The sequence below is a fragment of the Actinocrispum wychmicini genome (assembly GCF_004345645.1).
Classification (GTDB): Bacteria; Actinomycetota; Actinomycetes; order Mycobacteriales; family Pseudonocardiaceae; genus Kibdelosporangium; species Kibdelosporangium wychmicini.
In genome coordinates this window covers 1-25,090 of the sequence record NZ_SLWS01000004.1, presented here as the reverse complement: position 1 = coordinate 25,090, position 25,090 = coordinate 1, and the positions used below count along the sequence as shown (strand labels likewise).

Here is a 25,090-nt window from a genome sequence, read left to right as displayed (position 1 = left end):
CCGGAGCTAGAGGGCCAATCCATAACCACGGGTGGAGGCGGCGCCCGTGGCCGCGAGTTACCGTGGATGGATGCGGCGTCCATGGTGGCATTACCTGGCGGGGGTGGCCTCGGCCATCTACCTGCTGGGCGGCATGGTGTGGGCGGTCGTCGGCAGCGCCCAGGACTTCGGATGGCTCACGGCATCCGGAATGTTCGTGACGCACGTCGTCGCGCTCGGGTGCGGCGTGCTTGCGTTGCGGCGAGTCGGTGAACCATCTGTGCTGTTGCCTGTCGCCGTGGCAGCCGGGATCGGCGCCGAAGCACTACATGTGTACAGCGGGATAGCGCTGCTGTACTTCGCGGTGTCGGTTGCGCCGTACAGGATGCGTCCGCTGCCGGCGTTCTTGTTGACAGCAGTGGCCATCGCGGGGTTCGTCTGGCTCTCCTATCTGGATGCCATGCCGGCGTCTGCCCTTTTCGGTGTGGCGTTCGGGATGATGTGGGTCGAGTTCTTCAGTGCGATCCTGAACCAGTTGGGGGTCGCCCGCCGACAGGCCGCCGCACTGGCGGAGGCGAAGATGCTGGCCGAACGGCAGCGCCTGGCCAGGGAGATCCACGACGTGCTCGCGCATTCGCTGTCCGCCCAGGTGGTCCACCTGGAGGGCACCCGGATGCTGCTGGAGAACGGGTACAGCCGGGAGCAGGCGCTGGATCGCGTGATCCAGGCCGGTGACCTCGCGCGTGTCGGGCTGGAGGAGACGAAACGGGCCGTTGCGGCGCTGCGCGGCGACCAGACACCGCTCGCCGACCAACTGGAGTCGTTGGCCACGGAGTTCCGTGGGTTGACCGGGCGGCCCTGTTCGGTGGAGGTGCGCGGTGATCCGGACGAGATGGCTGCGGAGACGCGGTTGGCCGTGCTGCGAACGGTTCAGGAGGCGTTGACGAACGTCCGCAAGCATTCGCCCGGTGCTTCGGTGACCGTGGTGTTGAAGCTCGTCAACGGGTGGTGTTCGCTCGAAGTCGTGGACACCGGCGGGGATTCGGCCGAGCCCACCGGGACGGGATACGGGCTGGTGGGGATGCGTGAGCGGGCCGAGTTGATCGGCGGCAGCTTGGAGGCGGGGCCGACCGGCGGCGGGTTCCGAGTGGGGTTGCGGGTGCCGGCATGAGAGTTGTCGTGGTGGACGACCAGACGGTCGTGCGTGAAGGTCTGGTGCTGATCCTCGGGCTGCTGCCGGACGTCGATGTCGTTGGGGCCGTCGCGAACGGTGCAGAAGCGGTGCGCCTGGCCGCGGCCGAACGTCCGGACATCGTGCTGATGGACCTGCGAATGCCCAAAATGGACGGTGTGGAGGCGACGCGCCGGATCAGCACGGACACCAAAGTCATCGTGTTGACCACGTACTCGGACGACGAGTCCATTCTGGCCGCGTTGAAGGCGGGCGCGCGCGGCTACATCACGAAGAACGCCCGCGCCAACGAGATCGCCCAGGCGCTCCACGACGTCCACAGTGGAGAGACCCACTTCGACCCGGTCGTCCAGCGGCGCCTGGTCGACCTGGCGACCCGCGAGCGGCCCACCGGGCTGCCCGACGGCCTGACGCCACGGGAACTGGACGTGCTGAAGCTGATCGCCGAGGGGAAGTCCAACAGCGAGATAGCCCAGCAGCTGTACATCACCGAAGGCACGGTCAAGACGCACGTCAACAACCTGTTCGCCAAGGCCGGCCTGCGCGACCGGGCGCAGGCCGTCACCTACGCCTTCCGCCACGGCCTCGCTACAGCGGGGTGACGTACGCGCCCGATATCCCGCCGTCGACCAGGAAGCTGGACGCCGTCATGAACGACGAGTCGTCGCTGGCCAGGAACGCGACGGCGGCGGCGATCTCCTCAGGTTCGGCGAACCGGCCCATCGGCACGTGCACCAGCCGGCGCTGGGCCCGTTCCTGGTCCTTGGCGAACAGCTCCTGCAACAACGGCGTGTTCACCGGACCGGGGCACAGGGCGTTGACCCGGATGTTCTGCCGGGCGAACTGCACGCCCAGCTCACGGCTCATCGCGAGCACGCCGCCCTTGGACGCGGTGTACGAGATCTGGGACGTCGCCGCGCCCATCACGGCCACGAACGACGCCGTGTTGATGATCGAACCCCGGCCGCCGCGCAGCATGTGCGGTATCGCCGCCTTGCAGCACAGGTAGACCGAGGTGAGGTTGATGGTCTGGACCTTCTGCCAAGCCTCGATGCCGGTGTCCAGGATCGAGTCGTCGTCGGGCGGGGAGATGCCGGCGTTGTTGAACGCGACGTCCAACGAGCCGTAGGTGTCCACCGTGGTCTGGAAGAGCGCGGCGACCTGTTCGGGGTCGGTCACGTCGGTGCGGATGAAGAGGCCGTCGACCTCATCCGCGGCGACCTTGCCCGAGTCCGAGTCGATGTCGGCAATGACGACATGGGCGCCCTCACTGGCCAGGCGGTGCGCCGACGCCAGGCCGATGCCGCTGCCGCCGCCGGTCACGACCGCGACTCTGCCCTGCAACCGCATGTCAAGCTCCTCAGTCGTTCGCGAAAAACACGGTCTTGGTCTCGGTGAACGCCGCCACGGCGTCCGGCCCCAGTTCCCGGCCGAGGCCGGACTGTTTGAACCCGCCGAACGGGGTCCAGTACCGCACCGACGAGTGCGAGTTCACCGACAGGTTCCCGGCTTCGACACCGCGCGCGACCCGCAGCGCACGGCCGACGTCCCGGGTCCAGATCGACCCGGACAGCCCGTACTCGGTGTCGTTGGCCAGCCGCAGGGCATCGGCTTCGTCGTCAAACGGGATGACGGCGACGACCGGCCCGAAGACCTCATCGGTGACCGCTCGGTCGGTCGGCGACACGGGCGCGAGAACCGTTGGGGGAAACCAGAATCCCGGACCAGCAGGCGCGTCGCCACGGAACGCCACCGGCGCGTCCTCCGGCACGTATGAGGCCACTGTGGACCGATGGGCGGCCGAGATCAACGGGCCCATCTCGGTCGCCGGCAGCCCGGGATCGCCGACGACGACACCTTTCACCGCGGGTTCGAGCAACTCCATGAACTTCTCGTACGCGCTGCGTTCCACCAGGATCCGCGACCGCGCGCAGCAGTCCTGGCCCGCGTTGTCGAACACCCCGTACGGCGCCGTGGCCGCGGCCTTCTCCAGATCGGCGTCGGCGAAGACGATGTTGGCGTTCTTCCCGCCCAGTTCCAGGGTCAGCCGTTTCACCTGGCGCGAGCAGCCCGCCATGATCTGCTTGCCGACCTCGGTTGACCCGGTGAACACCACCTTGCGAACCAGCGGGTGATCCACGAACCGTTGCCCTACAACGGATCCCTTGCCGGGAAGCACCTGGAACACGTCTTGCGGGATACCGGCCTGAACGGCCAGCTCGCCCAGCCGGATCGCGGTCAGCGGGGTCAGCTCGGCCGGTTTCAGCACGACCGTGTTGCCCGCGGCCAACGCGGGCGCGAACCCCCAGCCGGCGATGGGCATCGGGAAGTTCCACGGCACGATCACGCCGACCACGCCGAGCGGCTCGGCGAACGTGACGCTCACCCCGCCGGGTACCGGGATCTGCCGGCCGAACAGCCGTTCCGGGGCGGCCGAGTAGTAGTCCAGGACATCGCGGACGTTGCCCGCCTCCCACCGGGCGTTGCCGATGGTGTGCCCGGCGTTGGCGACCTCCAACAGTGCCAGGTTCTCCAGGTCGGCGTCGACGGCAGCGGCGAACCGGCGCAGCAGCCGCGCCCGGTCACCGGGTGTCACCGCGCGCCACGCCGGCCACGCCGCGTGGGCGCGCTCGATGGCCGCGTCGGTGTCTTCCTGGGAGGTGAGTGGGACGGTCCGGACGATCTGCTCGGTGGCCGGGTTGATGACGTCGAACGTGGTCAAGATTTCTTCCTTCGGGCGGCTTGGACAAGTCCTTCGAACAGGCGGACGTCCGCCGCGTCCTCCTCCGGGTGCCACTGCACGCCGAGGACGAAGCCCGCCTCCGGCATCTCGACGGCCTCGATCGTGCCGTCCGCCGCCCAGCCGACCGCCACCAGCCCGGTCGCGAGCTGGTCGATCGCCTGATGGTGGTGGCACCGCACGGACACATGGTCACCGATGAACCCGGCCACCGCACTTCCGGACGCCAGCTTGACCTCGTTGGTGCCGAACACGCCCGGCTTCGGGCAGTGCGACTCGGTCTCGACGACGTCCGGCAGGTGCTGGTGCAGCGTGCCGCCCAGGGCGACGTTGACGAGCTGGAGACCGCGGCAGACCGCCAGGACGGGCAGGTCCGCCTCGAGCGCCAGGTGGAACAGGCTGAACTCGGACATGTCCCGTTCCAGCCGCAGCGCCCCGGTCCGCTGGTGCGTCGCCTGGCCGTAGCGGCTCGGGTCGATGTCCGCGCCGCCGGCGAGCACCAGTCCGTCCAACCGCGACAGATGCTCGGGCAGCCACCGGCCGACCGGCGGCAGCAACACGGGCATCCCGCCCGCGGCGACCACAGTGTCCACATAGGTGCGGGCGAGCACGGCCGCGGGCACGTCCCACAGCCCGAAACTGGACTGCTCCAGGTACGACGTGACGCCGATCAGCGGCACGTCAGAGCCGTTCGAAACCACGGAACATCTCCCAGTCGGTCACGGCGGCGTCGAACGCGGCCACTTCCACCTTCGCCGCGTTCAAGTAGTGCTCGACCACGTCGTCCCCGAACGCGGCCCGGGCCAGCTTGCTCTCCGCGAGCAGCTCGGCCGCGTGCCGCAAGGTCGACGGCACAACGGGTTTCGCCGAGCCGTACGCGTTCCCGGTGAACGCGGGCTCCAGCGCCAGCTCGTTCTCGATGCCGTACAGGCCGGCCGCGACCAGGGCGGCGACCGCGAGGTACGGGTTGACATCCCCGCCCGGCACCCGGTTCTCCACCCGCAGGGACTCGCCGTGCCCGACGACCCGCAGCGCGCAGGTCCGGTTGTCCTCGCCCCACGCCACCGCGGTCGGCGCGAAGCTGCCCGGGACGAACCGCTTGTAGGAGTTGATGTTCGGCGCGAAGAAGTACGTGAACTCGCGCAGGCACGCCAGCTGCCCGGCGAGGAAGTGCTCCATCAGCGGGGAGAAGCCGTGGTCGCCGTCGCCGGCCATGACCGCGTTCCCGTCGGTGTCGCGGACGCTGATGTGGATATGGCAGGAGTTGCCCTCGCGTTCGTTGTACTTGGCCATGAACGTGAGCGCCTTGCCGTACCGGGCCGCGATCTCCTTGGCACCCATCTTGTAGATGCTGTGGTTGTCGCACGTGGCCAACGCGTTCGTGTACCGGAACGCGATCTCGTGCTGCCCGGGGTTGCACTCGCCCTTGGCTGACTCGACGTACATCCCGGCGCCGGTCATGCTGTTTCGGATGTCCCGCAGCAGCGGCTCGACCCGTCCGGTGCCGAGCAGCGAATAGTCCACATTGTACTGGTTCGAGGGGGTCAGCGAGCGGTAGCCGGTACGCCACGCCTGCTCGTAGGAGTCGTCGAAGAGGATGAACTCCAGCTCGGTCCCGACGAACGCCGCCAGGTTGTGCGCGGCCAGCCGGTCGAGTTGCCGGCGCAGCACCTGCCGAGGGGACGGTCCGACCGCGCCGCCCTCCACCCACTCGATGTCGGCGAGCACCATGGCGGTGCCTTCGTGCCAGGGGATACGACGGAGGGTGGCTAGGTCCGGGCGCAGCACGAAGTCGCCGTAGCCGCGCTCCCAGGACGAGATGTCGTACCCGCTGACGGTGTTCATGTCGACGTCGACCGCGAGCAGGTAGTTGCACGCCTCGGTGGCGTGCCGGAGGACCTCTTCGACGAAGTATCCGGCCGAGCACCGCTTGCCCTGCAGCCTGCCCTGCATGTCGGTCATGGCCACGAGCACGGTGTCGATCTCGCCGGCGTCGACCAGCTCGCGCAGCCGCTCGACGGTCAGCAGGCCCTCAGTGGTTCGCATCGGCACCTCGACTCCCAAAGGGTCACGTCTGGCCCATTGATGGACATTGCTACCCGAGTGACAAGGTACTCGTCAACACCTGCTTTAACGGATCCTTGACATGCGGGCCCCGAGGAGAGTCAATGTACGGCCAATGGCCCGTAGTTGACCCATTCGGCCATTGATCGACTTCGCGGAGGCCCTGGTGAGCGAACTGTCGTCCGACGAGAAGCGGTTGCACGAACTGGGCTACGCCCAGGAACTGTCGAGGACCATGTCCGGGTTCTCGAACTTCGCGGTGTCCTTCACGATCATCTCGGTGCTGTCCGGCTGCCTCACCCTGTACGGGACGGGCATGTCCGCGGGCGGGCCGGCGCTGATCTCGTGGGGCTGGCCGTTCGTCGGCCTGATGACCCTGCTGGTCGGCCTGGCCATGGCCGAGGTGTGTTCGAGCTACCCGACCGCGGGCGGGCTGTACTACTGGGCCGCGAAGCTGGCGCCCCGCAACGGCGCCGCCTGGTCGTGGTTCACCGGCTGGTTCAACTTCCTCGGCCAGGTCGCGGTGACCGCCGGCATCGACTTCGGCGCGGCCACGTTCATCAACGCCCTGCTGGGCATGCAGTTCGGCTACGACGTGACATCGGAACACACGATCATCATCTTCGCGGTCGTGTTGCTGGTTCACGGACTGCTGAACACGTTCGGCGTTCGGTTGGTGGCCCGGCTCAACGACGTCAGCGTGTGGTGGCACATCATCGGGGTCGTCGTGATCGTCGGCTCGTTGGCCCTCTTCCCGTCGCGCCACCAGTCAGCCGAGTTCGTGTTCGGGCAGTTCGTCAACACCACCGGCTGGACCTCCGGCTTCTACGTGGGCCTGCTGGGCCTGTTGCTCGCCCAGTACACGTTCACCGGCTACGACGCCTCGGCGCACATGACCGAGGAGACCCACGACGCCGCCCGAAGCGGCCCGCGCGGCATCGTGATGTCCATCGTCGTGTCCCTGATCGCCGGCTGGGTGCTGCTGATCGGCATCACGTTCGCCATCCAGGACTACGACGCCGAGGCGGGCGCCACGGTCCCGCCGGCACAGATCTTCGTCGACGCGCTCGGCGACACCGGCGGCCGGCTGCTGCTGTTGGTCGCGATCGGCGCGCAGCTGTTCTGCGGCATGTCGTCGGTGACCGCGAACTCGCGGATGATCTACGCGTTCTCCCGGGACGGCGCGCTGCCCGGGTCCAGCTTCTGGCACAAGATCAACAAGCGGACCCGGACACCCACGAACGCGATCTGGCTGGCCGCGGGCGGCGCGTTCATCCTCGGCCTGCCGTCCCTGTGGAACAACACCGCGTACACCGCCGTCACGTCGATCGCGGTCATCGGGCTCTACATCGCCTACGTGCTGCCGACTTTCCTGCGTCTGTTGCAGGGCAGCCGGTTCCAGCGCGGTCCGTGGCACCTCGGTCGGTGGAGCAGGCTCGTCGGGACCGTCGCGGTGGTGTGGGTCGTGTTCATCTCGATCCTGTTCATGCTGCCGCCGAAGTCGCCGGTGACCGCCGAGACGTTCAACTACACGCCGGTCGCCGTCCTGGTGGTGCTGGGCTTCGCCGGGATCTGGTGGCTGGTGTCCGCCCGCAAGTGGTTCACCGGGCCGAAGGTGCAAGGGACGCCTGAGGAACTGGCCGAGATCGAACGGGACCTCGACTCAGTTTGACGGCGACGAGGACCGCGGTCGCCGCGCACAGGGCGGCGTTGACGTAGATCGCCGTCGTGACCCCACCGGTCATGACGGCGCTCATCACCGGGATGCCCACGGTGATGCCGACCTGCTGGCTCATCGTGGCCAACCCGGTGGCGAGGCCCTGCTCGCCGTCCGGCAGGCCGCTGGTGGCGGTGACCATGAACCCGACGATGGCCACCAGGTTGGCCACTCCGCCGACGAACGTGGCCGGCAGCAGCAGCGCGAGGCCACCGTGTCCAATGAGGACCAACGGCAGCGTGGCGGCGGCCTGGACGGCGAACCCGGCCACCACGGTCCGTTTGTTGCCAAGCCGGGCGAGGATCTTCGGCGCGACGATTCCGCCCAGGACCGTGCCCACTCCGAGCACGGCGAACGACAGCCCGGCACCCAGCGGGGTGTAGCCGAGCTGGCCCTGCAGGTACACCGTCAGCACGAACACCAGCGACGTCTCGGTCATGAACGCGAGCAACCCGGCCACGTTGCCCCAGCGGACGTCCCGTTTCCTCACGATCGACACCGGTACCAGCGGCGCGGCGACCCGGTTCTCGATGATCCAGAAAGCTCCCAACAACACCGCGCCGGCGATCAGCGCGTAGGGCGACGTGGTCAGCCCGTAGACGATGGCCAGCAAGCCGAGCGTGACCGTGATCGCGCCGGGAACGTCCAGCCTGGGTCGTTCGGCCGGCCGGCTCTCGACCAGAACCGCCGGTGCGACAAGGAGAACGGCCACCGCCACGGGCACGTTGACGAAGAACGCCCACCGCCAGCTGAGCAGGTCGGTGAGCACACCGCCGAGGATCGCCCCGGTCGTGAACCCGGCGGCCATCAACGCGCCGTTGAGCCCCAACGCCTTGTCCCGCAACGCTCCCTCCGGAAACGACGTCGTCAGCAACGACAACGCCGCCGGCGTGACCGCGGCCGTGGCCAACCCCTGCGCGACCCGAGCGACCAGCAACAACCAAGGAACCGTCGCCACACCACCGACCAGCGACCCGATCCCCAGCAACACCATGCCCACGAGGAACAGTCTCCGCCGGCCGAACAGGTCCGCGATCCGCCCGAATAGCAACGTGAACCCGGCCGCGCACAAGGCGAACGCGGTCGCGACCCATTGCAGGGCGCCCGCGGAGAACCCGACATCAGCCCCGATGGCGGGCAGGGCGACGTTGAGGATGGAGAAGTCGACGGCGAGGGTGAAGCCCGCGCTGAGCAGGACGATCAAAGTGATCCGTTGTCGTGAGGTCATACGTTCACGATCGTCCCGGGTGGACCAGGCAACCAGCACCCTGGCCCGCCTACCACTCCCAGTGCCGGTTACAGCAGGCGCAAAGCGGCCTCGGACGGCGATCCCGGCTCCGCGCTGTACACCAGGACCCGTTGCCCGGAGTCGTCCGGCAGCTGCAGCATCTCGAACCGCAGCTCCAGCCGGCCGATCACGGGATGGTGCAGGTACTTCGTGCCGGTCGTGCAGTTCAGCACCGGGTGCCGGGACCACAGCGAGGCGAACTCCGGGCTCTTCAACGACAACTCCCCGACCAACTCGGCGAGCCGCCGGTCATCCGCGTAACGACCAGCGACCAGCCGCAGGGACGCCACGGACCGCTTGGCTTCCTCGTCCCACCGCGTGTACAGCTCACGCGTGTGCGCGTCCAGGAACAGCATCCGGGTCAGGTTCGGCCGGTCGTTGTCCGGGATGTCGTACGGGCAGTGACCGGCCAGCACCTGGTGTCCCAGGGTGTTCCACGCGAGCACGTCACTGGTCCGGTCCATGGCCACCGCGGCGACCCCCTGCATGGCCGCGATCATCTGCCGGACGCCGGGCCGCAGGGACTCCTGCCGGACCGGACGACGTTTGCGCTTGGTCGGGCGCGCGAGGTCACGCATGTGCGCGGTCTCGTCCTCATTCAGCTGCAACGCCCGCGCGATCGCGTCGAGCACGTCGTCCGACGCGTTCTGGCTCTGCCCCTGCTCCAGCCGTGTGTAGTACGTCACGCTCACACCTGCGAGCTGCGCCAGCTCCTCACGCCGCAGCCCGGGGACGCGGCGGGCGCCGTACGACGTGACGCCCACCGACTCCGGCCGCAGCCGAGCGCGCATGGTCCGCAGGAACTCACCCAACTCCATGGCCCCAGTGTTACTCGCCGGACGCCCCGCGTGCCGCACCCTGTGAGTGCTACCTCTGGCGTTTGGCGAACGCCGTCGGCCGGTCCGCCCAGGGCGCGTCGGCCGGTCGCGCCGTCGCCACCCCCGTTTCCACGGCGTACGCGGCGAGGATTCCGGCGACCGTGGCGGCGTTGATGATCTCGCCGCGCATCACCATGGCCAACGCCTCGGCCAGCGGGACGCGACGGACCACGATGTCGGCCTCCTCGTCGCCCTGCGGGTCCTCCCGGTCCGCCGCACGCAGCCCGTGCGCCAGGAAGACGCGGACCACCTCGTCGGTGAAGCCCGGCGAAGCCGCGACCTCCACCAGGGTGGCCCACTCGTCCGCCGCCAGGCTCACTTCCTCGGCCAGTTCGCGGGCCGCGCACACCTGCGGGTCCTCACCGTCGACGTCGAGCAGGCCGGCCGGCAGCTCCCACAGCCGGTGCCCCAGCGGGTGCCGGTACTGGTGGATGAGGACGACCTGGCCCTCGTCGTCCAGCGCGACCACGGCGACCGCGCCGAGATGCTCGACGACCTCACGCCCGGCGGTCTGGCCGCCGGGCATCGAGACCTGGTCCAGCCGTAACCCGACCACCCGGCCGACATGAATGTCCCTTGAGGACAGGACCTGGAACTCGTGCCGGTTCACGCGCCCACCACCACGTGGTTCGCCGCGGTCTCCGGCAGGTCCGTCTCCGGCAGCTCCACCGGCAGCCGGTCGGCGGTCCGGTACGCCAGCGCGGCCCGGACGAACCCGGCGAACAGCGGGTGCGGCCGGGTCGGCCGCGACTTCAGCTCCGGGTGCGCCTGGGTGCCGACGAAGAACGGGTGCTGGTCGGCCGGCAACTCGACGAACTCCACCAGGTGCCCGTCCGGCGACGTCCCGGAGAACACCAGCCCGGCTTTGGCCAGACGGTCCCGGTAGGCGTTGTTCACCTCGTAACGGTGCCTGTGCCGCTCGGAGACGTTCGGCTCGCCGTAGGCGGCGGCCACGACCGTGCCAGGCGCCAGCGCCGCCGGGTACGCGCCCAGCCGCATCGTGCCGCCCATGTCCCGCTCGCCCGCGACCACGTCCTCCTGGTCGGCCATGGTGCTGATCACCGGATGGTCGGTGATCTCCTCGAACTCGGCCGAGTTGGCGCCGGCGAGCCCGGCCAGGTTGCGTGCCGTCTCGATCACCATGCACTGCAGGCCGAGGCACAGGCCCAGGACCGGGATCCGGCGCTCCCGGGCGTACGTGATCGCCCCGATCTTGCCCTCGATGCCGCGCACCCCGAACCCGCCGGGCACCAGCACACCGTCCACACCGGACAGTGCGTGCGCGGCGCCCGACGGGGTCTCGCACGAGTCGGAGGCGACCCACACGATCTCCACCTTGGCCCGGTTGGCGAACCCGCCGGCGCGCAGCGCCTCGGTCACCGACAGGTAGGCGTCGGGCAGGTCGACGTACTTGCCGACGACCGCGACCCGCACGGTCTCCTTCGGGTTGTGCACCCGCCCAAGCAGGTCGCCCCAGACCGCCCAGTCGACGTCCCGGAACGGCAGGCCCAGGCGGCGCACCACGTACGCGTCCAGCCCCTCGTTGTGCAGGACCTTGGGGATGTCGTAGATCGACGGCGCGTCCGGCGCGGCCACGACCGCGTCGGTGTCCACATCGCACATCAGCGCGATCTTGCGCTTGAGGCCGTCCGGGATCTCCCGGTCGGCGCGGCACACGATGGCGTCCGGCTGGATACCGATGTTGCGCAGCGCGGCCACCGAGTGCTGGGTCGGCTTGGTCTTCAGCTCGCCGGACGGCGCCAGGTACGGCACCAGCGAGACGTGCAGGAAGAAGCAGTTGTCCCGGCCGACGTCGTGCCGGACCTGCCGGCACGCCTCCAGGAACGGCAGCGACTCGATGTCGCCGACCGTGCCGCCTACCTCGGTGATGACCACATCCGGCACGCGGCCGTGCACGTCCGGCAGGGCCATCGCCTGGATGCGGGCCTTGATCTCGTCGGTGATGTGCGGGATGACCTGCACGGTGTCGCCCAGGTACTCGCCGCGGCGCTCCTTGGCGATGACCGTGGAGTAGATCTGGCCGGTGGTCACGTTCGCCGAGCCGGACAGGTCGCGGTCCAGGAACCGCTCGTAGTGGCCGATGTCCAGGTCGGTCTCGGCGCCGTCCTCGGTGACGAACACCTCGCCGTGCTGGAACGGGTTCATCGTGCCCGGGTCGACGTTCAGGTACGGGTCGAGCTTCTGCATGGTGACGCGCAGGCCGCGCGAGGTGAGCAACTGGCCGAGGCTGGACGCGGTGAGTCCCTTGCCCAGAGAGGAGGCGACGCCTCCCGTCACGAAAACGTGCTTGGTCGTCCGTGCTTGAGGCAGCCGCCTACTGTTTTCCACGGGGTTTCACGGTAACACCTATCGGCCATTGACCGTACAACCAGGTGTCGGTGTGTCCCCGAACGCACGTCAGGGCACGACGGACTGCGCGTTGCCCGCGTTGCCGTACCGGCCGGACTTGCCGTCGAGCTGCTCGCGCAGCGCCAGCACGGTCACCACCCGCCCGGCACTGCTCTCCGCGTTGTCCACAGTGGACAGAATGGAGGTGGCCGCGGTGTCCGCCCGCACCACGCCGACCGCACCGGTGCCGTCCGCCGACCCGGTGTCCCCGGCGAGCACGGCCCCCGCGCCCGACCGGTCGATCTGAGTGGCGAACCGGGCCAGGGTGGCCGCCTTGTCCCCGGCGCCGTTCCCGGACTGGGCGGTGCCGGTCAGGATCACCGCCAGCTGGGCCGGCAGGATCTTGTCCGGCATCCGGACGAACCCGCCGTCGGCCAGCCCGGTCAGCGCGGCGGTCACCTCCGCGGGCTTGGCCTGCGGCTGGTTCGTGTCCTTGTTGATCAGCACCAGCGACCCGATCAGGCCGCCGGCCAGCGTGCCCGGGTCGGACGCGGTCGGCAGCTGCACCCCGGCCGGCAACAGCCGGGTCACCACGTCCCGCAGCTGGTCGGCCCGCTGCGGGTCGGCGAACCCGTCGGTCAGCTGCAGCTCCCCGGTGACGCTGCCACCGGCGTTGCCGATCAGGTTGCGGATCGCGTCCCGGTCGGCCGGTTTCGCGTCCGCCGTGGTCACCAGCACGACCGTCCGCTGGTCCAGCTCGCCGCGCAACGCCATCGGCCCGATCGACCCGGCGAAGGCGTCCTCACCGGCCAGCCGCGCGTTCAGGGCGTTGCGCTGCGCCTGCAGGTCGGACACCTGTTTGGCGAGGTCGCTGCGCTCGTCCGACAGTCCGCCGAGGACGGTCCGGGACAACGTGCTCGACCCCAGCAGGACCCCCACAGCCAGCGCGAGGAACACCGCGGCGATCGTGATGATGTGGTAGCGCATCGAGATCACGTGAACAGCCCCTTGACCCAGTCGACGAAGTCCTGCCAGGTGTGCACCGCCCAGTCGACGTACGTGTGCCCCACGCCGGACACGGCGAGACCGGCGGCCACGGCGACGAGCGCGGCCAGCACCAGCAGCACGATCGCGAACGTGGACACGCGGCTGCGGTGCAGGCTGGCCACCGCCTTGCCGTCGACCAGCTTGCCGCCGAGTTTCAGTCTGGTGAGGAACGTCGACGGGTTCGACCCGGACCGGCCGCTGTCCAGGAACTCCCGCAGCGTCGCCTGGAACCCGACGGTGACCACCAGATCCGCGCCGTGGGCGTCCGCCAGCAGCAGGGCCAGGTCCTCGGCGTTGCCGGACGCGGGGAACGTGACCGCGCCGATCCCCAGGTCCTGGATGCGTTCCAGGCCAGGCGCGTGCCCGTCCGGCTGAGCCGGGATGACCACCTCGGCGCCGCTGGTGAGGGTGTCGGTGCCGATCCGGTCCGGGTCGCCGACGATGATGTCGACCTTGTACCCGGCCGCGACGAGCGCGTCGGTGCCGCCGTCCACCCCGACCATGACCGGCCGGTGCTCGGAGATGTAGCGCCTGAGCTGCTTGAGGTCCGTGGCGTGGTCGGCACCGGACGCGACCACCAGCACCTGGCGGCCTTTGAGCGGCTTCCGCAGCTCGGGCACGCCGATGCCGTCCAGGATGAGCGTGCGCTCCCGGCGGAGGAACTCGATGGTGTTCGCCGAGAACGCCTCCAGCTGGGCGGACATCCCGGCCTTGGCCTCGATCATCTGGTCGGCGATGGTCTCCGCGGACTGGTGGGTGCCCCGCGCGAGCTCCTTTTCTCCACAGTAGACAGTGCCGGCGTGCAGCCGGAGCTTGCTGCCCTCCCGGATCTCCCGCAGCGCGTGCACACCCACCCCGTCGACCAGCGGGATACCGGCCTCCAACAGCAGCTCAGGCCCCAGATTCGGGAACCGCCCGGAAATGGACGGCGACGCGTTGACCACCCCCGCGACCCCCGCCGCCACCAAGGCGTCCGCGGTGGCACGGTCGAGATCCAGCTGGTCCAGCACGACAATGTCGCCGGCACCGACGCGTTTCAACACCTCACCAGTGCGCCGGTCGACCCGCGCCACCCCGGTGACCCCGGGAAGGCTCTGGCTGGAACGACTGAGCAGTCCGGGCAGCCTCATACCTCGGATGGTGACAAAAGGACTGTCCACAGTGGTTCCGCCACGCCGGGACCTCACCCACGCGGGGTAGGATCATCCGAACGCGCAACCGGCCGTCACAGCCCACCCACCCGCGCTTGGCCGCAGGCCGAAGTCAACATCGCCCGGAATTGTCAGCCCCTTCCGCTAACGTGGAAATTGGGGGACCCCCGGCGGGGACGCCCGTCGCGGCGTGGGCCTGGGCCTGGCCCTGGGCTGGGATCGGGGACCGGAATTGTCGGTCCCCCTGGCTACGGTCCGCCTTATGAACCGCACCGACCGCCTGTACGCGATCGTCGAGGACCTCCGAGCTGTCGCGCCCCGGCCACGCTCGGCCCGGCAGCTCGCGGGCGACTACGAGGTCAGCGTCCGCACGATCGAGCGCGACATCAGTGCCCTGCAGCAGGCGGGCGTCCCCATCTACGCCAACACGGGCCGGCGCGGTGGCTACGCCCTGGACCCGGCGATGACGCTCCCGCCGCTGAACTTCACGCCGGAGGAGGCGGTGGCAGTGTCCGTGGCGCTGCAGCACGCCGCCGGCTCACCGTTCGCACACGCGGCCCGCACGGCTTTACGCAAGATCGTGGCCGCGATGCCCGCTCGTGAAGCTTCTGCCGCCCACGAGTTGGCCTCGCGTGTCCGGTTCATGACGCCGGTGGGCACGTCCCGCCCCGCGGCCATCCCCGGGATCATCCAGAAGGCGGTCGCCGACCGCCGGGTGCTGCGCCTGGACTACCTGGACCGGTACGACCAGCCGACCGAACGCGTGGTGGAGCCGGTGATGTTCGTGGCTTCGCCGAACGGCTGGTACCTGACCGGCTGGTGTCGGCTGCGGGACAGCCTGCGGACGTTCCGGCTCGACCGGATCGTCACTGTCGAGGAGACCGGGGAACAGGCGCCGGTCCGTCCACCCGGCCCGGTCCCGGCCGAGATCGCGGGCTTCGAGGTCCAGGTGGCCGCATTGGCCTGAAAACACCGACAGGGGGTTGTCGCCAACCATGGGAATCCTGGTGTCCCCATCACCAAGGAGGCATCACATGACCCACGGCACGGTCGGCTGGGTCCAGGTCGGCACGACCAACCCGGAGGAGGCGAAGCACTTCTACGGCGAGCTGTTCGACTGGACCTTCGCCACGGACCCCAACGGTGGCGGCAAGTACGACATGGCCCTTTACGCCGGGGCCGACGGCCCGCATGGCGGGATCGCCCACACCGACGACAGCTCCGCCAACCACGCGATCTTCATGGTGATCGTGTCGGACGTGGCGAAAGCGGTGGCGCACGCCGAGCAACTGGGCGGCAAGGCCCTCACGCCGCCCATCACCACAGGCAACGGCCTGATCTTCGCGCACCTGCGCGACCCGGCCGGCAACGAGTTCGGCGTGTTCACCCCACCCACCGCGTAAACCGGGGGTGGCGGGCCGCTGGGACCAGCCCGCCACCTCCTCACGCGGTGACGAGGCGTTCGGCCTGGTCACGGGTGGTGTACAGGTTCCAGTAGACGGCGGCGATGTCGTCCGGGTGCATCGTCACCACTCCTGCGGGCGCCGGGGTTCCCTCGATCCACGCGCCGATGGCGACATGGCCGACATAGACGCCCTTTTCGCCCAGGGCCTCGTGGAGGTTGAGGACCCAGTTGCGCAGGGCGGCTCCCGCGATGCCGGCACTGCCGAAGGCCGCCCTCGGCACGACCGAGCTGGCGCCGGTGGTGAACAGCAGCGTCCCGGTGCCGGCGGCCACCATCGCGGGCAGCACAGCCTGCGTCGCGGTGATCGCTCCGTAGCAGACGCACTCCATCTGCGGCCGTACGTTCGCCACGGTCACGTCGAGCGCCTCGACGAAATCAACCGGCGGAACGGAGAACTCCAGCACGTCGATGCCGCCGAACTGGTCGGCGGCCCGGTTCAGCGCGCCGACCAGTGCTTGTGGGTCCGTGACGTCGGCGGGGAACCCGACCGCCTTGACGCCGTCGGTGGCCAACCGAGCGGTGAACCCGCCGAGCTTCTCCTCGTTCCGGGCGATCAGGGCGACGTCGAAGCCGTGCCGGCCGAAGACCTTGGCGATGGACAGGCCAAGTCCGGCCCCGGACCCGACGATGGCGATTGCGGGCAAGTTCGTCTCCTTAAGGGTTTGTCCTTGTGCCTCAACCACATCACCGGCACCGCGGGCACGTCCAAGACCCACTCGGCCACGATCGATAACCTGGAGGCATGGATCGGCTGGAGACGCGGGAACTGGCTCACTTCCTGGCCGTGGCGGACGAGCTGCATTTCGGCCGGGCCGCCGCACGGCTGGGTATCGCCCAGCCGGCACTGTCCAAGACGATCCGGCAGCTGGAACGCCGCCTGGGGCTCAGCCTGTTCGAACGCACCAGCCGCTCGGTCGCGCTGACCCCCGCCGGTGAGGTACTCGCCGGCGAAGCCCGCCATGCGCTGGACGTGGTGTCCGCGGCGGTGCGGCGCACCCAGCGGGCGGCCAGCCCCGATCCGCGCCTGGTCCTGGCCATGAAGCCGGGTGGGGACGCGGGCCTGCTCCCGGCCATCCTCGCGGCCTACCACCAGGAGCCGCAGTCGGTGCCGGTGCGTGTGATCTTCGGCGACGACCGCGCCCGGCTCCTGCACGACGGGCACGCCGACGCCGCGCTGCTGTACAGCCCGCCCGACGACGTGCGCGGGCTCGACACCCAACCGCTGCTCACCGGACCCGCGACAGCCGTGCTGGTCGCGACCCACCCACTCGCCGCCCGGTCGAGCGTGCGCATCGCCGACATCCCCGGCGACAAACTGCACCGCCGGCCCACGGACACCGCCGATGTCGGCAGCATCAGCGAGTTGATGCAGATCATCGCCCTGGGGCAGAAAATCGCCGTGCTACCTCAGTTCCTGACCACACCGCTGCGCGACGACCTGGTCACCGTGCCCGTCAGCGACATCCCGGCCACCACGCTGTTGCTCGCCTGGCCCACGCACAGCACATCCCCAGCTGTCGCGGCCCTTGCCCGCGCCGCCGACACAGTCACGGTGCCATCCCCCGGCTAGCCACATTGTCCACAGTGGTCACTTTCTCGGGGTACGCGTCCACACAGGCGTGCTTACCGTTTGCGGCGGGATTTCTTGCCGTTGACGGCTTCTTTCTTCGCCGCTTCGGCCACCGCGAGGAGTTCCTCCGCGTGGGCACGGCCAGTCTCGGTGGATTCCATGCCCGCGAGCATCCGGGCGAGCTCCACCACCCGGTCCTTCTCGTCGAGCACCTTCACGCCGCTGCGGGTGAGGCCGCCGGCCGTGTTCTTGTCCACCACCAGGTGCCGGTCCGCGAACGCCGCCACCTGCGCCAGGTGGGTCACCACCACGACCTGGTGGCTGCGGGCGAGGCGAGCCAGCCGACGGCCGATCTCGACCGCGGCCCGGCCGCCCACACCGGCGTCGACCTCGTCGAAAACCATGGTCGGCACGGGGTCCGCGTGGGCCAGGACCACCTCGATGGCCAGCATCACCCGGGACAGTTCACCGCCCGAGGCCGCTTTGTGCACGGGCAGCGGGACGGCGCCGTCGTGGGCTTTGAGCCGCAGTTCGACTTCGTCCACGCCGTCCGGGCCGGCGTTCAACGTGGCCGAGCCGACCTTCAGGGCATGCGCGTCTTCAGCGGAGGCCAGGCGGGGTCGCACGGCGACGTCGATGGCGGACTGGCCCATGGCCAGGCCGGCCAGTTCGGCGGTCACCTCGGCCGCCAGGTCGACGGCTGCCTTCTCGCGCTCCTCGGTCAACGTGGCCGCATGCCGCGCCAGCTCCACGGCCAACCCGTCCCGGCGGCGGGCCAGTTCGGCCAGTGCCTCGTCGGAAGTGTCCAGGCTGCCCAGTTTCGCGGCCGCGTCCTGCGCCCAGGCGAGCACGCCGGCGATGTCCGCGGCGTACTTCCTGGTCAGCAGCTTCAGCTCGGCCTGACGCGCCAGCACCTGCTCAAGCCGCCCCGGATCCGCCTCCAGCGCCTCCAGGTACGAGCTGAGTTCGTTGCTCACGTCGCTCAGCAGCACGGACGCCTCGGTCAACCGTGGCTCCAGGTCACGCAGCCGGGGATCTTCCGACGCGGCCAGCCTGCGGCGCGCCTCGTCCACCAGACCCATGGCGCCGGCACTGTCCGCGGGGTCGTCCACGTTCCCGCTCAGCCCGTAGTGCGCCCCGGTCGCGGCCTCCCGCAACTGGTCGACGTCCGCCAGGCGCCGGGCCTCGTCGACCAGTTCGGCGTCCTCGCCGGGCTTGGGGTCGACCGCTTCGATCTCCTGCAGGCCCATCTTGAACATCTCGGCCTGTTTGGCCAGTTCACGAGCTCGCTCGGTGCGTTCCCGCAGCTCCTCGGCGACCTCGATCCATTCGGCGCGCGTGGAACGGTACGCGGCCAGCGCCTTCGTGACCGCGTCGCCGGCGAACGTGTCCAGCACGGCGCGTTGCTCGGTGGGGTGCAGCAGGCGCAACTGGTCGTTCTGGCCGTGCACCGCGATGAGTTCCTCAGCCAGCTCGGACAGCACGCCGACCGGCACGGAACGGCCGCCGAGGTGGGCGCGGGACCGGCCATCGGAGCCGACCGTGCGCAACGCGATCAGGCTGCCGTCCTCGTCGGGTTCGGCGGCCGCGTCGACCGCCACCTTGGCCGCGGGGGAGTCCGGCGGCACGGTGAACCGCCCCTCCACCACGGCCCGGCTCGCACCGCTGCGGACTCTGGACGCCTCGGCCCGACCACCGGACAGCAGATGCAGCCCGGTCACGACCATGGTCTTACCCGCCCCGGTCTCACCTGTGACGACGGTGAATCCGGGGTGCAGGAGCAGGGTGGCCTCGTCGATGACGCCGAGGCCCTGGATGCGCATCTCGGCCAGCACAGTGCGAACCCTACCCACTCGGTACGACAGTTATCGAGATCGCCACCCTTGGACCGGCAAACCGAACTTCTTGACGAGCCGGTCGGTGAACGGCCCGTCCCACAACCGAACCAGCTTGACCGGCTCCGATCCGGCGGAGACCTCCACCCGCGAGCCCGGCGGCAACGAGAACGTGCGTTGACCGTCACAGAACAGGACCGCCGGATGGCCGCCCGGATCGACGGTCAGTCCGACCTTCGACGACGGCGAGACGACCAACGGACGGGCGAACATGGCGTGCGCGTTGCTCGGCACGACGAGCATCGCCTGCACGTCCGGCCAGATCACTGGCCCGCCCGCGGAGAACGCGTACGCCGTGGATCCGGTCGGCGTCGCGCACAACACGCCGTCGGACCCGAACGCCGACACCGGCCGGTCGTCGACCTCGATCAGCACGTCCAGGATGCGTTCCCGGCTGCTCTTCTCGACGCTGGCCTCGTTCAGCGCCCATGTCCGCGCGATCTCGTCACCGTCGTGCGTGGCGACGACCTCCAGGGTCATCCGCTCGTCGACGTGGAACTTGCCGTCCAGCACCCGGGACACCGCGACGTCCAGGTCGTCCGAGTCGGCCTCGGCGAGGAACCCGACCCGCCCCAGATTCACGCCGAGCACCGGCACCCGGGCCGGCCGGGCGAGTTCCGCGGCCCGCAGCAGCGTCCCGTCGCCGCCGAGGACGAACACCAGGTCGACGCCTTTGGCCGCGTTGTCGTCCGCGGACACGATCGCGAGGCCCTTGCTGAAGTCGTCGGCTTCGACGTCGAGCGCGCGAATGGACACACCCGCGCGGGAGAACTGCTCGGCGACCAGTTCGGCGGTGCGCCGGTTGGCGTGCCGCCCGGTGTGCACGACCATGAGGATCTCGTGGATCTCGCTCATTGCGGCCCCTTTTCCACGCTCACGCGTACCATGTCCGCGACCTGCTCAGGGTCGAGCGGCTCGCCACGACGCAGCCATGCGAAGAACTCCACGTTCCCGGACGGTCCCGGCAAGGGGCTGGCCACCACGCCGTGCGGACGCAGGCCCAGCTCGGCAGCGGCGGCGAGCACCTCGGTCACGGCCTCGGCGCGGAGTCCAGAATCGCGCACAACGCCGCCGGAGCCCAGTCGTTCTTTCCCGACCTCGAACTGCGGCTTGATCATCGGCACCAGGTCGCCGTCCGGTCGCGTGCACGACAGCAACGCCGGCAGCACGAGCCGCAACGAAATGAACGACAGGTCGGCGACGACGAGGTCCACTTCGCCGCCGATCACCTCAGGCGTGAGATTGCGGACGTTGGTCCTGTCCAGAACGACCACGCGCGGGTCCGTCATCAACCGCCAGACAAGCAGGCCACGCCCCACATCCGCGGCGACGACCTGCTCAGCTCCGTTACGTAGCAACACATCCGTGAAACCGCCGGTGGAGGCACCCGCGTCAAGGCAGCGCTTCCCGGTCACGGTCAGCCCGTCGAACGCCGCCAACGCGCCGACCAGCTTGTGCGCGCCGCGGGACGCCCAACCAGGGTCGTCAACGGCTTCCCGGACGACGACGGCCACGTCGGATTCCACCGCGGTGGCGGGTTTCCGGGCGACGACACCGCGGACAGTGACATGACCGTCGGTGATCAGCTGGGAAGCGTGTTCCCTCGATCGAGCGAGGCCGCGTCGAACCAGCTCGGCGTCGAGCCGGGACCTGCGGGGCACGGATCAGACCTTGTCGATGCTCGACAGCGCCTCGGTCAACGCCGAATGCACCGCGTCGAACCGGGCCACGTGTTCGGCCGGTTCCAGCTGGTCCAAACCGTCCAAGCCGGCGAGCGCGGCGTCCAGCTGCCGCGTCATCCAGCTGTCGCCCGAGGACCTGCTTTCCGGGTCGGGCATTCGCGCTGTGTCAGGCTGCACCTCATCACGGTACCGCCGTTTTGGCGATCCCAAGTGCGCGCAGCGCGTCCCGTGTCGTGTCGTCTTCCGCACGGACGAAGACGTCACCGCCGTCGATCGGCCGGTGCACCGCGCACAACGCCCGCAGCAGCGCGAACTCGTCGCCCCGGTGACCGCTGCCGGCGGCACGCACCGACACGGCCAGCTCACTGGTGCGTTCGACCTCCCAGCCGCGCTGGGGCGCGATCTCCAGCTCCGCCGGGGGAGTCCGGACGGAACCGATGTCCGCCGCGACATAGCGTGGCCGTAGCCACGCGGGAGCGGCCAGCAACTCGGCTGCCGTGGTGACACCGGACAGCACCAGGAGGGCGTCGACCTCGGCGGTGACAGCACCCGCGATGTCGGTGTCCAGCCGGTCGCCGACCACGAGCGGGTTGCGTGCGCCCGCGGAGTTGATGGCCTCGTCCATGAGCGGCCGTGCGGGCTTGCCGGCCACCACCGGCTCCTGGCTCGTCGCCGCCCGCAACGCCGCGACAAGGGCGCCGTTCCCGGGCAGCTCACCACGTTCCGTCGGCAACGTGGCGTCCATGTTGCACGCCACCCACAGCGCGCCGTTGCGGATCGCCAAGGCCGCTTCGGCGAGGTCCCGCCAGCCGACGTCCTTGGACAGTCCCTGGACCACTCCGGACACGGTCTCGGAGAACTCGTCGACGGGGGTCAGCCCGGCGGCTTCGACGATGTCCGCCAACGAACGAGTGCCGACCACGAGCACCTCGGCGCCCGCGCGCAGGCGGTCCTTGAGGACGGTGCCAGCGGCCTGCGCGCTGGTGCTGACCTCGATCGGCTTGGCGGGGATGCCCATGTCGGTTAAGTGCTCAGCGACGTCCTCAGGGCTGCGGGACGCGTTGTTGGTGACGAACCGCACGGCGGTGCCGTTCTCCCGCGCGGCCTTCACCGCCTCGGCAGCGCCCGGCACCGCCTCGTTGCCGCGGTAGACCGTGCCATCGAGGTCAAGCAGCAGGGCGTCGTAAATGTCCAGCAACCGACGTTTCACTGAAGTGCGGCCCCAAGTTCCACGGCCCGCTCGGCCGCGTCGGTTTCCTCGTCGTCATCGGCCTGCGCGGCGTTGAGGAACCAACGGATCGCCTCGTCGGTCCGGCCCGCCGCTTCGAGATTGTCCGCATACGCGTAGAACAACCGCGCGCTCCACGGGTTCTTGCGCTTCGGGTCCAGGTCCGGTCCCTGCAACGCGACCACAGCCGCGTCCAGCTGCCCCATGTCCCGACGCGCGCCGGCGGCCACGATCCGCAGCTCCACGGCGGTCGACGGACTCAGCTCGGTGCCGACGTCCTTGGCCAGGTCCAGGGCACGCTCCGGCCGGCCAAGGGCACGTTCACAGTCCGCCATGACGGCCACGTGCGCGTTGGAACCGGTCATCCGCCGGACCGCCCGCAGGTCAGAGAGGGCCTCGGCCCACTCACCGGCGTGGTAGGCGGCAAGACCGGCGGCTTCCCGAACGACCGCGACCCTCGACGCCTTGCCGCGTGCGATCCGCGCGTGGTCCAACGCCAACTCGGGATCCTCGTCGATGAGCATGCCGGCGGCGGCCAAGTGCTTGCCGACCTCCTCGGCCTGGGCCTTGGGCAGGCTCTTCAGCTCCTGCCGAGCCTCGGCATCGAGCTTGCCGATGTCCGCGCCCTCAGGCAAAGCCATCCGGTCCGGCACCACCTGCGGCTCATCACCCTGTTGCGCGGCAACAACTTCGTCCTCGACCGACGCCCCACCACGGAGAACGACGACCTCAACGGCCTCATCCGGGTGATCGTCGCGCCGGTCGGACGGCGTGTCGCGGTCAGAGCGCGCACTGTCCCGCAGGTCGTCGCGGCGTCCCGATGGCTTGTCGCGGTCGACCGGACGGTTCGAACGCGGGCCATCTCGCCGGTCATCACGAGAGGCGAAGTCACGCCGACCCGGCTGGTCCCGGTTGAACGGCTTGCTCGAACCAGGACCGTCCCGCCGATCATCGCGCGAACCGTAGTCACGGCGTTCGGTCGGCTTGTCCCGGTCGTACGGGCGGTTCGAGCGAGGAGCGTCACGACGGTCATCGCGCGAGCCGTAGTCGCGCCGACCCGACGGCTTGTCCCGATCGGAGCGGGGGCCGTCACGCCGGTCGTCACGGCGACCGGCTGGCTTGTCCCGGTCATCACGAGAGGCGTAGTCGCGCCGACCCGGCTGGTCCCGGTTGAACGGCTTGCTCGAACCAGGGGCATCCCGCCGGTCGTCACGGGAACCGAACTCGCGGCGGCCGGTCGGCTTGTCGCGGTCATACGGCCGGTTGTCACGGGAACCGAAGTCGCCGCGGCCGGCCGGCTTGTCCCGATCGAACCGTCGGTTCGAACCAGGGCCGTCTCGGCGGTCATCGCGCGAACCGTAGTCACGGCGGCCGGTCGGCTTGTCCCGGTCGGAACGAGGGCCATCGCGGCGGTCGTCGCGCGGAGCGAACTCCCGCCGGCCCGACGGCTTGTCCCGATCGAAGGACCGATTGGAGCGTGGCCCATCGCGCCAGTCGTCACGGGAGCCGAAGTCACGGCGTTCGTTCGGCTTGTCCCGGTCGTAGGGGCGATTCGAGCGTGGGCCATCTCGGCGGTCATCACGCGGGGCGAACTCCCGTCGACCCGACGGCTTATCCCGGTCGAACGGGCGGTTCGAACGGGGGCCATCTCGCCGATCGTCACGCGGGGCGAACTCCCGTCGACCCGACGGCTTATCCCGATCGAAGGACCGGTTCGAGCGCGGGCCATCTCGCCGATCGTCGCGTGGGGCGAACTCCCGGCGACCCGACGGCTTATCCCGATCGAAGGACCGGTTCGAGCGTGGGCCGTCGCGCCGGTCGTCGCGTGGGGCGAACTCCCGGCGGCCGTGCGGCTTGTCCCGCTCGAACGGGCGGTTGGAACGCGGGCCGTCACGGCGGTCATCGCGCGGGCCGAATTCTCGGCGGCCGTGCGGCTTGTCCCGCTCAAAGGGGCGGTTGGACCGAGGGCCATCTCGGCGGTCATCACGCGGGGCGAACTCTCGCCGGCCCGACGGCTTGTCGCGGTCGAACGGGCGGTTGGACCGCGGGCCGTCACGGCGGTCATCACGGGAGCCGAAGTCGCGCCGGCCCGACGGCTTGTCCCGGTCGTAGGGGCGGTTCGAGCGCGGGCCATCTCGGCGGTCGGCCGGTGTGTCCCGGCGGTCGTTGTCCCTGCGGTTGCCGGAGCGGGGGTCTCGGCGGTCGTTGTTGTCCCGCGGGTCGCGCCGGTCGTTTCGCCAGGGTTCGCGTTTTCCCTGGTCGTCGCGGGAACGTGGGTTGTCCCGGCCGCCCGTGCGGGGCTTCCGGTCGCCGGCGTTGCCACGCCGGCCGTCCTTACGACGATCGTTCTGCCGACCGCCGCCGGCGCCGCTGCCGCGCGGCTGGTCGCCGCCGCCCTCGGGCCGTTCGAACTCTGACACCTAGACCTCCAAGCCCCGACGTGTGGGGGCCAAGCAAAAAGCAAAGTAAGCCGTCGACCATGGTAACAACCGTGTTGGCCCGTTCGGCCGAGCCCAGCCTCGACGAGGGCTGAGGACATGCGAAAGGCCCCGCGGATGAACAGCTGGGCCTTTCGAAAAGGAAATCGGGGGGTCGCCCCCCTCAATATTACACTGAGGCCCCCTGGTTCGCGTCACAACAGCGAACAAGGGGGCCCCAGGGACGAAGCTACGGCGGTGTCCTACTCTCCCACACCCTACCGAGTGCAGTACCATCGGCGCTGGAAAGCTTAGCTTCCGGGTTCGGAATGAGACCGGGCGTCACCTCTCCGCTAAAACCACCGTAACACCATGAAACACACACACCGGAGGCGTGCTGTCTCAGAACCGTACAGTGGATGCGTAAC

Annotated in this window: 24 protein-coding genes and 1 rRNA gene; 7 read left to right on the top strand and 18 right to left on the bottom strand. The window is 69.6% G+C overall.

The features are described from left to right. The first annotated feature begins 70 nt into the window (after positions 1–70). Positions 71–1,150 (top strand): sensor histidine kinase, encoded by a 1,080-nt coding sequence (locus EV192_RS18330; RefSeq protein ID WP_132116916.1) that lies wholly within the window; start codon positions 71–73, stop codon positions 1,148–1,150. Continuing rightward, complete coding sequence (locus tag EV192_RS18325; RefSeq protein ID WP_132116914.1) at positions 1,147–1,773, top strand: response regulator; 627 nt, start codon at positions 1,147–1,149, stop codon at positions 1,771–1,773. Before EV192_RS18330 ends, EV192_RS18325 begins: the two co-directional genes overlap by 4 nt. Here the strand turns inward: EV192_RS18325 and EV192_RS18320 are convergent. The 4 genes from EV192_RS18320 to EV192_RS18305 are packed head-to-tail and all read right to left on the bottom strand — an operon-like array spanning position 1,760 to position 5,957. Beyond that, positions 1,760–2,521, bottom strand: coding sequence for a 3-oxoacyl-ACP reductase (locus EV192_RS18320; RefSeq protein WP_132116911.1), 762 nt, complete (start codon positions 2,519–2,521; stop codon positions 1,760–1,762). The two genes, EV192_RS18325 and EV192_RS18320, sit on opposite strands and share 14 nt — an antisense overlap. 10 nt (positions 2,522–2,531) lie before the next feature. Beyond that, positions 2,532–3,893 (bottom strand): aldehyde dehydrogenase family protein, encoded by a 1,362-nt coding sequence (locus EV192_RS18315; protein WP_165960461.1) that lies wholly within the window; start codon positions 3,891–3,893, stop codon positions 2,532–2,534. After that, on the bottom strand, positions 3,890–4,612 hold the full coding sequence (locus tag EV192_RS18310; protein ID WP_132116909.1) for a gamma-glutamyl-gamma-aminobutyrate hydrolase family protein: 723 nt from the start codon (positions 4,610–4,612) through the stop codon (positions 3,890–3,892). Before EV192_RS18310 ends, EV192_RS18315 begins: the two co-directional genes overlap by 4 nt. Next, on the bottom strand, positions 4,593–5,957 hold the full coding sequence (locus EV192_RS18305) for a glutamine synthetase family protein (protein WP_165960460.1): 1,365 nt from the start codon (positions 5,955–5,957) through the stop codon (positions 4,593–4,595). The genes EV192_RS18310 and EV192_RS18305 overlap by 20 nt, the downstream gene beginning before the upstream one ends. A 253-nt stretch (positions 5,958–6,210) precedes the next feature. Here EV192_RS18305 and EV192_RS18300 point away from each other — a divergent pair, with 253 nt between their 5' ends. After that, entirely contained in the window at positions 6,211–7,647 is a 1,437-nt protein-coding gene (locus EV192_RS18300) for an amino acid permease (protein ID WP_132118196.1), read from the top strand. Here EV192_RS18300 and EV192_RS18295 read toward each other — a convergent pair. From EV192_RS18295 to steA, 6 genes are all read right to left on the bottom strand, one after another. After that, on the bottom strand, positions 7,577–8,920 hold the full coding sequence (locus EV192_RS18295; protein ID WP_132116907.1) for an MFS transporter: 1,344 nt from the start codon (positions 8,918–8,920) through the stop codon (positions 7,577–7,579). The genes EV192_RS18300 and EV192_RS18295 overlap by 71 nt on opposite strands. Before the next feature lie 68 nt (positions 8,921–8,988). Further along, complete coding sequence (locus tag EV192_RS18290) at positions 8,989–9,798, bottom strand: helix-turn-helix domain-containing protein (protein WP_132116905.1); 810 nt, start codon at positions 9,796–9,798, stop codon at positions 8,989–8,991. A gap of 49 nt (positions 9,799–9,847) precedes the next feature. Continuing rightward, positions 9,848–10,468, bottom strand: coding sequence for an NUDIX domain-containing protein (locus EV192_RS18285; protein WP_207926127.1), 621 nt, complete (start codon positions 10,466–10,468; stop codon positions 9,848–9,850). Then, positions 10,465–12,189, bottom strand: coding sequence for a CTP synthase (locus EV192_RS18280; RefSeq protein WP_132118192.1), 1,725 nt, complete (start codon positions 12,187–12,189; stop codon positions 10,465–10,467). Before EV192_RS18280 ends, EV192_RS18285 begins: the two co-directional genes overlap by 4 nt. An 87-nt stretch (positions 12,190–12,276) precedes the next feature. Then, positions 12,277–13,203 (bottom strand): copper transporter, encoded by a 927-nt coding sequence (locus EV192_RS18275; RefSeq protein WP_132116903.1) that lies wholly within the window; start codon positions 13,201–13,203, stop codon positions 12,277–12,279. Then, positions 13,200–14,384 carry a putative cytokinetic ring protein SteA gene (steA, locus tag EV192_RS18270; RefSeq protein WP_132116901.1) on the bottom strand — a complete coding sequence of 395 codons (1,185 nt, stop codon included), beginning with the start codon at positions 14,382–14,384 and terminating at the stop codon, positions 13,200–13,202. Before steA ends, EV192_RS18275 begins: the two co-directional genes overlap by 4 nt. Positions 14,385–14,667: 283 nt before the next feature. On the opposite strand from steA, the gene EV192_RS18265 reads away from it, so the two are divergent. Both EV192_RS18265 and EV192_RS18260 read left to right on the top strand, forming a co-directional pair. Then, entirely contained in the window at positions 14,668–15,372 is a 705-nt protein-coding gene (locus tag EV192_RS18265) for a helix-turn-helix transcriptional regulator (protein WP_132116899.1), read from the top strand. Between the two features lie 67 nt (positions 15,373–15,439). Further along, positions 15,440–15,808, top strand: coding sequence for a VOC family protein (locus tag EV192_RS18260; protein WP_165960459.1), 369 nt, complete (start codon positions 15,440–15,442; stop codon positions 15,806–15,808). A 40-nt stretch (positions 15,809–15,848) separates the two neighbouring features. On the opposite strand, the gene EV192_RS18255 is transcribed toward EV192_RS18260, so the two are convergent. Further along, on the bottom strand, positions 15,849–16,514 hold the full coding sequence (locus tag EV192_RS18255; RefSeq protein ID WP_132116895.1) for an SDR family NAD(P)-dependent oxidoreductase: 666 nt from the start codon (positions 16,512–16,514) through the stop codon (positions 15,849–15,851). Positions 16,515–16,612: 98 nt separating this feature from the next. Here EV192_RS18255 and EV192_RS18250 point away from each other — a divergent pair, with 98 nt between their 5' ends. Further along, on the top strand, positions 16,613–17,440 hold the full coding sequence (locus EV192_RS18250) for a LysR family transcriptional regulator (RefSeq protein ID WP_132116893.1): 828 nt from the start codon (positions 16,613–16,615) through the stop codon (positions 17,438–17,440). Between the two features lie 53 nt (positions 17,441–17,493). On the opposite strand, the gene recN is transcribed toward EV192_RS18250, so the two are convergent. Genes recN through EV192_RS54830 form a run of 6 tightly spaced genes read right to left on the bottom strand, consistent with a single transcriptional unit; the run spans position 17,494 to position 22,886 of the window. Continuing rightward, positions 17,494–19,263, bottom strand: coding sequence for a DNA repair protein RecN (gene recN / locus EV192_RS18245; RefSeq protein WP_132118190.1), 1,770 nt, complete (start codon positions 19,261–19,263; stop codon positions 17,494–17,496). Positions 19,264–19,305: 42 nt separating this feature from the next. Continuing rightward, positions 19,306–20,190, bottom strand: a complete 885-nt coding sequence (locus EV192_RS18240; protein ID WP_132116891.1) for an NAD kinase — start codon at positions 20,188–20,190, stop codon at positions 19,306–19,308. Continuing rightward, a complete protein-coding gene (locus EV192_RS18235) occupies positions 20,187–20,996 on the bottom strand; it encodes a TlyA family RNA methyltransferase (protein WP_132116889.1) in 810 nt (269 codons plus the stop codon). Before EV192_RS18235 ends, EV192_RS18240 begins: the two co-directional genes overlap by 4 nt. A 3-nt stretch (positions 20,997–20,999) precedes the next feature. Then, positions 21,000–21,194: a hypothetical protein gene (locus EV192_RS18230; RefSeq protein WP_132116887.1), complete on the bottom strand. Its 195-nt coding sequence runs from the start codon at positions 21,192–21,194 to the stop codon at positions 21,000–21,002. A 4-nt stretch (positions 21,195–21,198) separates the two neighbouring features. After that, a complete protein-coding gene (locus EV192_RS18225) occupies positions 21,199–22,227 on the bottom strand; it encodes an HAD-IIA family hydrolase (RefSeq protein ID WP_132116885.1) in 1,029 nt (342 codons plus the stop codon). Beyond that, positions 22,224–22,886, bottom strand: a complete 663-nt coding sequence (locus tag EV192_RS54830; RefSeq protein WP_207926126.1) for a tetratricopeptide repeat protein — start codon at positions 22,884–22,886, stop codon at positions 22,224–22,226. The genes EV192_RS18225 and EV192_RS54830 overlap by 4 nt, the downstream gene beginning before the upstream one ends. Before the next feature lie 33 nt (positions 22,887–22,919). Between EV192_RS54830 and EV192_RS54825 the strand changes: the two genes are divergently transcribed. Then, positions 22,920–24,662: a hypothetical protein gene (locus EV192_RS54825; RefSeq protein ID WP_207926125.1), complete on the top strand. Its 1,743-nt coding sequence runs from the start codon at positions 22,920–22,922 to the stop codon at positions 24,660–24,662. Positions 24,663–24,912: 250 nt separating this feature from the next. Here EV192_RS54825 and rrf read toward each other — a convergent pair. Continuing rightward, positions 24,913–25,029 (bottom strand): 5S ribosomal RNA (gene rrf / locus EV192_RS18215). Positions 25,030–25,090: the final 61 nt, after the last annotated feature.